At 63.6% G+C, this 9,630-nt stretch carries 13 protein-coding genes and 1 pseudogene; 10 read left to right on the forward strand and 4 right to left on the reverse strand.

Annotated features, from left to right (window positions below):
* Window positions 1-221: 221 nt before the first annotated feature.
* The 4 genes and pseudogenes from ACG04R_RS28655 to ACG04R_RS28190 all read right to left on the reverse strand — a co-directional run.
* A pseudogene (locus ACG04R_RS28655) lies at window positions 222-317 on the reverse strand (AraC family transcriptional regulator); the annotation flags it as partial.
* Between the two features lie 126 nt (window positions 318-443).
* Window positions 444-686: a hypothetical protein gene (locus ACG04R_RS28180; protein ID WP_394418076.1), complete on the reverse strand. Its 243-nt coding sequence runs from the start codon at window positions 684-686 to the stop codon at window positions 444-446.
* Between the two features lie 311 nt (window positions 687-997).
* Window positions 998-1,987: a hypothetical protein gene (locus ACG04R_RS28185; protein ID WP_394418079.1), complete on the reverse strand. Its 990-nt coding sequence runs from the start codon at window positions 1,985-1,987 to the stop codon at window positions 998-1,000.
* A gap of 627 nt (window positions 1,988-2,614) precedes the next feature.
* Window positions 2,615-3,019: a helix-turn-helix domain-containing protein gene (locus ACG04R_RS28190; RefSeq protein WP_394418082.1), complete on the reverse strand. Its 405-nt coding sequence runs from the start codon at window positions 3,017-3,019 to the stop codon at window positions 2,615-2,617.
* On the opposite strand from ACG04R_RS28190, the gene ACG04R_RS28195 reads away from it, so the two are divergent.
* The 10 genes from ACG04R_RS28195 (at window position 3,018) to ACG04R_RS28240 (ending at window position 9,415) form a co-directional block, all read left to right on the forward strand.
* Window positions 3,018-3,425 (forward strand): C40 family peptidase, encoded by a 408-nt coding sequence (locus ACG04R_RS28195; RefSeq protein WP_394418085.1) that lies wholly within the window; start codon window positions 3,018-3,020, stop codon window positions 3,423-3,425. The genes ACG04R_RS28190 and ACG04R_RS28195 overlap by 2 nt on opposite strands.
* Window positions 3,426-3,561: 136 nt before the next feature.
* A complete protein-coding gene (locus ACG04R_RS28200; protein WP_394418088.1) occupies window positions 3,562-4,344 on the forward strand; it encodes a lipase family alpha/beta hydrolase in 783 nt (260 codons plus the stop codon).
* Window positions 4,345-4,474: 130 nt separating this feature from the next.
* The gene (locus ACG04R_RS28205; RefSeq protein ID WP_394418092.1) at window positions 4,475-5,035 is read left to right on the forward strand and encodes a hypothetical protein; all 561 of its coding nucleotides are present in this window, start codon (window positions 4,475-4,477) and stop codon (window positions 5,033-5,035) included.
* Between the two features lie 371 nt (window positions 5,036-5,406).
* Window positions 5,407-5,772, forward strand: coding sequence for an IS66-like element accessory protein TnpA (gene tnpA / locus ACG04R_RS28210; protein ID WP_394418095.1), 366 nt, complete (start codon window positions 5,407-5,409; stop codon window positions 5,770-5,772).
* A complete protein-coding gene (gene tnpB, locus ACG04R_RS28215) occupies window positions 5,769-6,104 on the forward strand; it encodes an IS66 family insertion sequence element accessory protein TnpB (RefSeq protein ID WP_394418098.1) in 336 nt (111 codons plus the stop codon). The genes tnpA and tnpB overlap by 4 nt, the downstream gene beginning before the upstream one ends.
* 55 nt (window positions 6,105-6,159) lie before the next feature.
* A complete protein-coding gene (tnpC, locus tag ACG04R_RS28220; protein WP_394418101.1) occupies window positions 6,160-7,749 on the forward strand; it encodes an IS66 family transposase in 1,590 nt (529 codons plus the stop codon).
* A 13-nt stretch (window positions 7,750-7,762) separates the two neighbouring features.
* Window positions 7,763-8,221 (forward strand): hypothetical protein, encoded by a 459-nt coding sequence (locus ACG04R_RS28225; RefSeq protein ID WP_394418104.1) that lies wholly within the window; start codon window positions 7,763-7,765, stop codon window positions 8,219-8,221.
* Between the two features lie 92 nt (window positions 8,222-8,313).
* Window positions 8,314-8,658, forward strand: a complete 345-nt coding sequence (locus tag ACG04R_RS28230; protein ID WP_394418106.1) for a hypothetical protein — start codon at window positions 8,314-8,316, stop codon at window positions 8,656-8,658.
* Between the two features lie 9 nt (window positions 8,659-8,667).
* Window positions 8,668-9,042, forward strand: coding sequence for a hypothetical protein (locus tag ACG04R_RS28235; RefSeq protein ID WP_394418109.1), 375 nt, complete (start codon window positions 8,668-8,670; stop codon window positions 9,040-9,042).
* 25 nt (window positions 9,043-9,067) lie between these two features.
* On the forward strand, window positions 9,068-9,415 hold the full coding sequence (locus ACG04R_RS28240; protein WP_394418112.1) for a hypothetical protein: 348 nt from the start codon (window positions 9,068-9,070) through the stop codon (window positions 9,413-9,415).
* Window positions 9,416-9,630 lie beyond the last annotated feature (215 nt).

Below are 9,630 nucleotides of genomic sequence, written 5' to 3' on the forward strand. Positions count from 1 at the left end.
CGCCGCCGGCCCGGCGGTCACGATCGCCGAAACGGGCGGTCACGATACCGAAACGACCTCTCCGACGCTCCTCAACAGCGTCGGTCACGATGACCGAAATGACCGGTCACGTTGGCCGAAATACGCAACATCGAAATCTCCCGACAAGATCGGGCCATTTCAGCACGTCTGGCAGCCGGCGCGAGCGGACTGCAGCGTGCCGGCAACGCCCAGGTTGACGGTTAGCTTCCCTCTCGGGAGTGCGCCCTAGGAGCCTTCCCGACGTGGCGGCTGAAGGCAGTGCTGAACGTGCTCGAGGAGGCATATCCGACACGCTCCCATGCGCCGTCGTGCTGCGGCCCCACTAGGCCGGTCAAGGTGGGGTTCTCGGAAAGGCTGTCAGCTAGGTCGCGGTTGCGCTTGATGCCTCTGCACCGCCTGGGCGGAGAGGCCGCTCTGGCGAGTCACAGATCGCCCAACTGCACGCGCTCCTCGCTCCACATCCTCACCAACTCGCGGGCGTCAGCGCGTGCATCCTCCAGGGCGTCGTCACGCGAGGCGCGTATCCGGAGGCATTCGTGGCGCACGGAGCAGCCAGTCTTCCCGGCGAGCACGAGGTTGACCATGCCGACAAATCCGAGGGGGTGCGGCCGCACCGTGAACCACGCGGAAGCAGAGCCGTCATTGGCGAAGAACATGGTGTCCATCGGGGCGCTCCGTCAACTTGGTGGTGCGGCAGCGGCGAGCCAGCAGAGCGTAGGCCCAGTGCGGCGGCGCTTCAAGTCAGAACGGAAGCCCGTCTGCGGTGTCGACGAAGTTCAGCTCGTGCGCGTACGGCCGCCGGCTCCTGCGCGTTGCCCGTAGTGCGCATAGATCACGCTTGCTGGCGGTCGAAGGCACATGGCAGTCGAGATGCGGAGCGACCGCCTTGTTAGTCCACAAGCTGCGGAATCTAACGCCACCATTCGGGCAGTTGGCTGGGTCGACGCTAAGCCGGAACTTAGGTGATGAGCGGCCCTCAGATAAGGTCGTGCCCGCTAGGTGGCCGCTCTTCAAAGAGGAACTTGTCGAGGCACGCTGCTGCAACCTCGGCTGCAAACGCCTCCACCTTTTCAGCCAGCTCCATCACGTCCGCATCGTCTATGAGGATCAGATTTCCGTCCAGGTCGGTCCCACTTCTGTGCACGATGTGATGGCGCTTGATGAGTGGTGCTTCGAACGCAGCCACGCTGGGGAACTGAATGCCCAGACCGACCTTGTAGAGCGAGCCCACCTGGTCCCATCGGTGCCAGACCAGGTGCTGCAGATGCCCCTTGACCGTCTCCTTGATCTTCGCGTGTTCCCTGAACACGTCTCCCAGCTTGATGGGACGCTCTTTGAACACTGGCAGCTTCTCGATGCAGCGTTGCAGCACATCCTCACGTTCCTCGATCCAGTGCTGAGCCGTCTCCCAGAGGAAGGACTCGAGCGCGCCGATGAGAGCGCTGAACACCAGCCGGGCAACAAGCTGCTTTGCTGTCGCGTCCGTCTGCAGAGCAAGGGTCGTCTTGAGCTCCTCGATGCGCGTTTGAAGCCGTTCTAGAGGGGCCTCGGCCTCAACAGGTTCGAAGTCATAGCGCTCGTCATATTCGTCAGGCGGGAACTCCTCGCGAATTGGCGCCCATTGTTCGCCCACTTCAGCGACCAATTCATCAACCACTTCCTGGATGGTGTCTCCATCGACGAACCGCCCAAAGCGCTCGTGAAGCTCATCGGCAGGGTTGTAGGGGCCGCCATGAATGAACAGGTAGCCACCCTCACGCCCGTTGTAGGGCGTCTCATGCGCAGGGTCGCAGTAGCGCGCCTTGAACCAGGCTCGCATAGCGATGAGCTGGTGCTCGCTGGAGGCGCTTTCCAGCCAGTGGTCATCGGGGTCGAAGGGGGCATCGACATCGAAGGGGTTGCCACGGGCATGGGCGGGAAGGTTGTCCAGCTCATCGTCGTCGTCAATGTGATCGTTCCAGCCCAAGCACTTGCTCCGGTATGGGGGGAGGGTTGCCTGGCCTTCCGCAACTTTTTGATGGGTGTCGAGCCACGGCTTATCCAAGCTGCAGAAGGATAAGCCGCGCCGCGCTCACGCGCGTCGACACCTCGCAACCCTGGAGTTCTTGCCCAGAAGGCTCCCAGGCCCGCGCGCCGGCGGGGAGGCGTCGCGCAAGCCTTGCCGCGGGCACTGCCGATGCATGGCGACAGACCCCCACCTACCTCATCTGAGGTCTCAGGCGCGTCTATGCGTCGCCGCGCAAGCCGATCTACGAAGAACCCTTCACCGCCGACGCTCCTTTTGTGCCTCCGAGATGCCGCCTTGAGCACGTCGCTGGAGCGCCTCCAGGTAGGGCAGGGCGCTACGCCGCCTCAATGGGCTACGTTGATTAAGAGGATTACAAGATTAGGGACCCCGCCTGACCTGCGAAATCGCTCTCCATTTCCAGGCCGTTCTGCGCATTTCTCGCCGGCCCGTTACTCAGCACGGCAAGTGAATTTACTCAGCACGGCAAGTTGGCATACTCAGGAGGGCAAGTTTTTCTACTCAGGAGGGCAAGTCGCCCCGGGTGGGGCCTGGTGAGCCCCACGACGCTAGCCGCAGGCGGCTGGATCACGCTTTCAGCAACATCGCCAATACGGCCAGTCCGATCAACGCCGCCGCCGGGTTGGTGCGCTTCTCGGCAACCACTTCGACCTTCGCCTGCTGCAGTTGAAGCTCGAACGCATCTACTCGCATAAGCAGGTCAGCGACGGTGAGGTTCAGAAGCCTGGCGCACTCGCGCATTTGCCAGACGTTCATGGTCGAGTCACCGGACTCCAGCCGGGAGTACGCCGACTGGGAAAGCCCAAGCGCGCGGGCCATGCTGCCTTGGTCGATGGCCAGGCGAGTGCGCTCGTCCTTGATGACCTGACCCCATAGCGATGAATAGGGCATCTCGCCCGTTGGAACGATGGGGGTTGACTTGCTGGGCATGTATGCGTTTAATGCAAAAATACTTTGGGAGCATTTTTCCATGAAACGCATTTCATTGCCAGCACCTCCAGGAACGGTAGTCAGCGCCGGCCGCGGGTTCTACCGCCACGTCGGCCTGCTGACCGAGGTCGTCCCGGGATACCCGCAGCGAGTCATCTCGCTGAATCCAGGGCAGCACGGTTACCAGGTCATCGAAGAGGACCTGGCTCAGTTCGCCCGAGGTCAAGACGTCACTGTCGTGCCGCTTTGGGGCGGACTGCCTGGCGAGGAGGTCCTTCGTCGCGCTCGATCCGGGCTGCACCAGCCCTACGCCTGGACCCTCTTCAATTGCGAGCACTTCGTTCGATTCGCGCACGCGCTCCCGCTGGAAAGCCCTCAGCTGAAGGCTTGGGCGCTACTCGGCAGCGTCGCTGCGCTCTTCCTCGTCAGCTCCAGGGCAACGGCATAGCGCAAAGCCTTTCTCCTCAAAAGTTGGGAGGCGACGTGGGGGGGCTCTCGGTCCTACCATGTGGCGGCCCGAGAAGGCGGCGACACTGCCGACGCCATCGGGGACCCAACATCACCGTCGAAAGCGGGAGGCAGCAATGGCTCGAATCGTCCTCGCCCATGGAATCCTGGGCTTTGGCTCGGTGCTCCCGATGCAGCCCATCAATTACTTCAACGGCATCAAGAAGCTGTACGAAGCCGGGGGGCACAACGAGGTATTTTGCCCGAGTGTCCTGCCCCTCGGATCGCTCGACGCTAGGTCTACGAGCCTCGCGGGCCAGGTACTGACCCACTGGCCTGACGATGGCCAGAAAATTTACCTCCTCGCACACAGCATGGGCGGCCTGGATTGCCGCCGGATGCTCGCTCGTCATCCGGAAATCGCAAGGCGTGTGAGGCGCCTCATCACTGTCGCCACGCCTCACTATGGGAGCCCGGTCGCGGACGAGGTACTTCATCCCGGCTTCTTCTTGGACGCGCTCAACCCGCTCAACCTACTGTCGGGCATCTTTGCTCACGACGCTGGCGCCTTGCGCGACCTGACCCTGCACGACGACCTGCAGGACGAAGACGACAGAGCCAACAATATCGACTACCGATGCGTGGGCTGTGACGCTGGCGCTGATCCCGACTCGTTCTTCTTCTCGTCAACGGCTATCGTCGGGGATTTTGAAGGCGAACCGAACGACGGTGTCGTCGGCATCGCATCGTCGAGCAAGACGAACGATCCGGCGACGCTGCTTGAGCGGTGGGATGTAGACCACGGCGGTGCTGTTGGATGGCCTTCGGGCAGCGCCGAAGAGCTCAAGCGAGCGGTGGAAAAGCCGCCCCAGGACCACATCGACCGCTACACCCGGCTGCTCGGCGTGCTGCTGAGCTGACTTGCCTCGGCAGGACACATTCCGCGTCCTGCGCAGCGCTCACGTCTTGACGGCGCCGCCGTCGCAACCAACTTGCCGACCGACCTCAATGCTTCCACCTCTTGCCGCCAGCTTTTGCCCACCAGCTCGCATGGACATGTTCGATGACATGGGGTCAGTGCTGGCGACAGGTCCTACGCCGTTCCTGATCGAAGAGCGGGACCCGCCTGGGCCACAAGCCGGCCTTGAGTGGCTGCTGCCCACCATGGCGATAGTCTTCATCGGAAAGTCCTACTTCGATGGCTTCTTCAAAGAGGCGGGCAAGGACCACTACACGCTGCTCAAAAAAGGCTTGAGCACGCTCTACGGCCGCTTGGTGGGACTTGGCGCGCCAGCGTTGACAGTAGTCAGCACGGCGGGCAAGCGAAGCGACAACGACTACTCTCTGCTGTTCTCGCTGATGGCAGAGGCTGACGATGGGCTGCGCTTCAAGCTGCTCATCCAGAAGAGCGCCTCCGAGGAGGAGTACGCAGCGACTGTGAGTGCCTTCCTGGAGTTTCTCGACGCCTTCCATGCGAAGACGCTTGGCCCGGCCCAGCTCGATGAACTCAGAAGTGTTCGGCATGTGGGCCGCACTGTTCTATTGGCCTATAGCGCAGACCTCAAGCGCGTGACAGTCGTTGATCCTCTGCCTCCCAAAGTCCACCAGTAGGCCCTTGGCCTTGCCTGGCGACAGACGCCAGCGGCGTCGACAGGCCTGATGTCGGCAAGTCTCAAAAGAACGCCCCAGCCGGCCGGTGGCCAACAGGGGCTAATCCACCCATGGGCGGTGGAGGAGACAAGCGGTACAAAAATCCAATGTTGCAGCGCAGCATATCGACGCCGGAAGGCCGTTCGTCGACACAGGCAGAAGACCCCGCGGACAGTCGGGGGATCGGTGACGGCCATGACCTCCCCACTTTGTAGGCAACCCATGGGGAGCTTCGCCATCAACCTGTAAGCGGCCAGCGAAGTCATGTTGATCCGCTGAACCATGCCTAGGATGCTCGTATCCATCAACGACTTGATGGGTACGTACGCACTATGGACCAAGCAGCGCCAGGCCGCCGGCGGCGAGTTCACAGCGCCGAGTTCAAGGCGCAGGCCGTGCAGGCCTCGCAGCAGCCAGGCGTATCAATGGCAGCCGTGGCAATGGCTCACGGTATCAACGCCAACCTGCTCCGGCGCTGGGTCCATGAGCGGGCTCAGCCGCCTGCCGACACGGCGACTGTCAGCGCCAATCCCGTTGGCTTCATCGCGCTGCCGACGCCGACGCCGTCGGAGCCGCCCGCTCCGAGTGCAGAGCCCATCCGCATTGAGGTCCGCCGCGGTTCGACCACCGTCGCGGTGACCTGGCCGGCAGGCGCCGCCGATGCGTGTGCTGCCTGGATGCGCGAGCTGCTGCGTTGATCCGCATCGACGCCATTTGGCTCGCGACGGCGCCACTGGACATGCGCGCCGGCACCGAGACCGCGCTGGCCCGCGTCGTGCATGTCTTCGGCGGCGCCAAGCCGCACCACGCCTACCTCTTTGCCAACCGACGCGCCACGCGCATGAAGGTGCTCGTGCATGACGGCATCGGCGTGTGGCTGGCAGCGCGGCGCCTGCACCAGGGCCGCTTCGTGTGGCCCCGCGAGGTCACGCTGGAGCAGATGTCGCTGACGCAGCCGCAGCTGCAGGCCCTGGTGTTGGGTCTGCCGTGGCAGCGCGTGGAGGACGACGGCGCAATCCGGTTGCTGTGACGCAATCGGTGCTCGCGCCGATGCGCGCGACGTACGCTCGCCCCACACTGCCGCCATGGCAGTTGCCGCGCCGCTCAGTGCCGAAGACATCGCCTCGCTGGAAGCCGCGGGGTTCGGGCACATCGGTGCCAAGGTGCAGGCGCTACTGGATCGCCAGGCGCACGACCGTCGCGAGATTGAGTGGCGCGACGCCAAGATCGAGAAGCTCACCTTCGAGATGGCGCAGCTGCGGCGGGTGAAGTTCGGCAAGAAGAGCGAGCAGCTTGACGCCGAGCAGAAGGCGCTGTTCGACGAGGCGGTCGATGCTGACCTTGCTGCCCTTGAAGCACAACTGGCCGAGCTCATGGCCGCCAAGCGCAAGGACACCGGGCCCGCGGCGGAGCGGCCCAAGCGCGCCGCGTTGCCACCCCATCTGCCGCGCGTGGAGCGCCACCACGAGCCCAGCGACACGACGTGCCCCTGCGGCTGCCAGATGACGCGCATCGGGGAGGACGTCAGCGAGAAGCTGGACTACACGCCCGGCAGCTTCACCGTGGAGCGCCATGTGCGTGGGAAGTGGGCCTGCGCCAAGTGCCGCACGTTGACCCAGGCGCCAGTGCCGGCGGAGATCATCGACAAGGGCTTGCCGACCTCGGGCCTGCTCGCCCATGTGCTGGTCGCCAAGCACTCGGACCACCTGCCTCTCTATCGCCAAGAAGCGATCTTCGAGCGAGCCGGCCTGGCCATCCCGCGCTCGACGCTCGCTGCCTGGGTGGGCGTTTGCGGTGTGCGCCTTCAGCCGCTGGTGGACGCCATGAAGGCCGATCTTCTACGCCTGCCGGTGCTGCATGCCGACGAGACGCCCGTTGCGATGCTCGCGCCCGGCACCGGCAAGACGCATCGCGCCTATCTGTGGGCCTACGCCAGCGGCGCCTTCGAGCAGATGCGCGCGGTGGTCTACGACTTCACCGAGAGCCGCTCCGGCCAGCATCCACGGACCTTCCTCGGTCACGGCACCGACAGCGCCTGGAGGGGCAGCCTGGTCTGCGATGACTACTCCGGCTACAAGGCGCTGTTCCTTGACGGCGGCATCAAGGAGGCGGGCTGCATGGCCCACGCGCGCCGCAAGTTCGTGGAGCTGCACCTGGCCAACAAGAGCACGCTGGCAGCCACCGCCATTGAGTTCATCGGGCAGCTCTATGGCATCGAGCGGGAAGTGAAGGGCCTGCCGGCCGACGAGCGGTTGAGACAGCGACGAACGCGCGCGACACCGGTCGCGCAGGCCCTTCACAGGTGGTTGTTGGAGTTCCGGCCGAAGGTGCCGGATGGCTCGGCGACCGCCAAGGCGATGGACTACAGCCTGCACCGCTGGGCGGCGCTTACGCGCTATCTCGGTGACCCCGCCTTGCCCATCGACAACAATTTCGACGAGCAGCAGATCAGACCATGGGCCACCGGACGGAAGAACTGGCTCTTCGCTGGGACGTTACTCGCAGGGCAGCGCGCCGCTGCCATCATGAGCCTGATCCAAACAGCCAAGCTGAACGGGCACGATCCCTATGCCTACTTGCACGACGTGCTAACTCGGCTGCCAACACACAAGAACAGCACTCTCGCTGAACTTCTGCCGTATCGTTGGGAGGCGGCATCTCGATCAGCCGCCTAAGGTCACCAAGGCAATGAGCTTTCTGAAGCGCCTCCTTTTCGGCAAACCGCTTGTGCGCATCAATCACCCCGTGCTCGGCGAGGGGGTGCTCATGGAGACCAGGAGCGGCAACTACTGGGAGATCGAGAGAGAGCTGTTGAATCAGCCTTTCACCCTATTCATCGAGACCGTTGGCGAACAACCTCCAACCGACCAGCAGGTTGAGTTCTTTCTGAAGTTCGCACGAAACAACGACGCGGCGTTTGCGACAGCGGCTCCATTGCTGGTCCCCGAGTACGAGCGGTGGGTCAAAGGCAGCTTCCCGGCCCAGTGGCGCGAGGCCTTCCAGTTCGTCGCAATGACAGTGCCGTTGGATGCCGACGACAAGAACGACTGGGACCTGTCGTTTGAGTGCCTACAGGACAAGGACCGCCACAACTTCTGTTGCCGCATGCAAGGCGGCACGGCCGTCGAAGTACAGGTTGACGGTTGAGGCGCTACATCAAGAAAGCGCCGGCGTCAGCATGACATGGCTGCTCGCATACATCAACCTGCACAAGCGTCGGCTGCTTCAAAATCGTGGCTATGCCGGCAGACATGTGCGTCCCCATTCCCGCCCCGGGCGAATACTTGCAGCTGTACTTCAACGAGATGGTCGAGAACGATGGCTTTGGCCTGGCGCTTGACTTCAGCGCTGCAGAGTTCGATGAGCTCGCGCAGATGACGGACCTGCAGGTCACCGGCGCAGAGGCCACCGAAGCCGGCGTTGCGGTGCACTACACCGTGAGCTGGGAAGCCTTCCATGCGTGCGACGACCGTACCGTCGGCCGCGAGAACGCCCGCGTGGTGCGCGGAACCGTAGATGGGTGCGACTGGCTCTTCGAAAGGGCCGCGCCATCCGCTGGGCGAAGCACCGTCGACGAGTTCTGATGTAGCGAGATGGATGTACCGACGCCTTCTACGACGCCGGAGCCTGAACACGAGGGCATCACCAAGTCCATCAAGGACCTCGACCTGCTCATCCGTGCGTTGCTGGCCTCACTACCCGCCAGCAAGCCGTGGCACCGGCAGCTGAGGCTTTACTTGCTGGACGCCGACCGACTGCTGCAGGTGTGGCGGATGACGGTTGTGATGGGCCGGAGTGACGCAGACATCCTGGTGGCCGCGCGCGACCTCTTGGTCCCGATGCGCGCGGCGAACGTCTACGTTGGGTCAGGCCGAGCCGATGCTGGGACGAAGCAAGCCGTTCACCTCGGTTTCAGTTTGGCCCAACGAGCCGTAGCTGGGCTTGAGACCCAGGACGCGCAGGCCTAGGATTCCTGCTCTGCAGGAGAGCCGCATGCTCATCGACGCTACAGGTGAACCAGTCAGCCCCGCTGCTGTTGTCAGGGTCGACGTGGACCATCGGAACCGAGTCGCAACCTACCTGGTTGCTCGAGAAGGCTTTCTGCGTCCTGAGGCGGGGCACCTATACGGCCATGCCGGCAAGCTGTTGGTAGATTTGAAGGCGCTGGGCGCCCGCGACTCGGCGACAGAAGGCTCGCTAGTTGCGCGCGTTGAGCGGCACGCGCGTACCGTCGAAGCACAGCCGAACCTGGAAGCGGCAATTGGATTTACCGACAGCGCCGGGGAGAGCGGTTTGGTAAGGATCACTAGCGTGAGACCCGACCCCCAGCCGCGGAAGTAGGCGCACGTCCTGGCCAGAGCTGCCTAGACGAGTGCGTCCTCGGCATCCACGTCCTCACGGCGTTTCACTGGCCCACATGGTGGACGACCGTATCCGTCCGGCCAACTCACCTTGAACGGCCCGTGGCCGGCAGCCAGGATGGTGCCCACCAAACAAGTTAGGTGGACACCATGTCAGACGCCAAGCCGGCCCTCCGCCGGCGTCACGATGCAGAG

This window comes from Pelomonas candidula, assembly GCF_043555985.1.
Classification (GTDB): Bacteria; Pseudomonadota; Gammaproteobacteria; order Burkholderiales; family Burkholderiaceae_C; genus Pelomonas; species Pelomonas candidula.

Coding starts and splice junctions, on each gene's coding strand:
- ACG04R_RS28235 (WP_394418109.1), top strand. CDS start 8,668: ATGGATGTACCGACGCCTTCTACGACGCCGGAGCCTGAACACGAGGGC.
- ACG04R_RS28190 (WP_394418082.1), bottom strand. CDS start 3,019: ATGGAAAAATGCTCCCAAAGTATTTTTGCATTAAACGCATACATGCCC.
- ACG04R_RS28240 (WP_394418112.1), top strand. CDS start 9,068: ATGCTCATCGACGCTACAGGTGAACCAGTCAGCCCCGCTGCTGTTGTC.
- ACG04R_RS28205 (WP_394418092.1), top strand. CDS start 4,475: ATGGACATGTTCGATGACATGGGGTCAGTGCTGGCGACAGGTCCTACG.
- ACG04R_RS28180 (WP_394418076.1), bottom strand. CDS start 686: ATGGACACCATGTTCTTCGCCAATGACGGCTCTGCTTCCGCGTGGTTC.
- tnpA (WP_394418095.1), top strand. CDS start 5,407: ATGGACCAAGCAGCGCCAGGCCGCCGGCGGCGAGTTCACAGCGCCGAG.
- ACG04R_RS28225 (WP_394418104.1), top strand. CDS start 7,763: ATGAGCTTTCTGAAGCGCCTCCTTTTCGGCAAACCGCTTGTGCGCATC.
- ACG04R_RS28230 (WP_394418106.1), top strand. CDS start 8,314: ATGCCGGCAGACATGTGCGTCCCCATTCCCGCCCCGGGCGAATACTTG.
- tnpC (WP_394418101.1), top strand. CDS start 6,160: ATGGCAGTTGCCGCGCCGCTCAGTGCCGAAGACATCGCCTCGCTGGAA.
- ACG04R_RS28195 (WP_394418085.1), top strand. CDS start 3,018: ATGAAACGCATTTCATTGCCAGCACCTCCAGGAACGGTAGTCAGCGCC.
- ACG04R_RS28200 (WP_394418088.1), top strand. CDS start 3,562: ATGGCTCGAATCGTCCTCGCCCATGGAATCCTGGGCTTTGGCTCGGTG.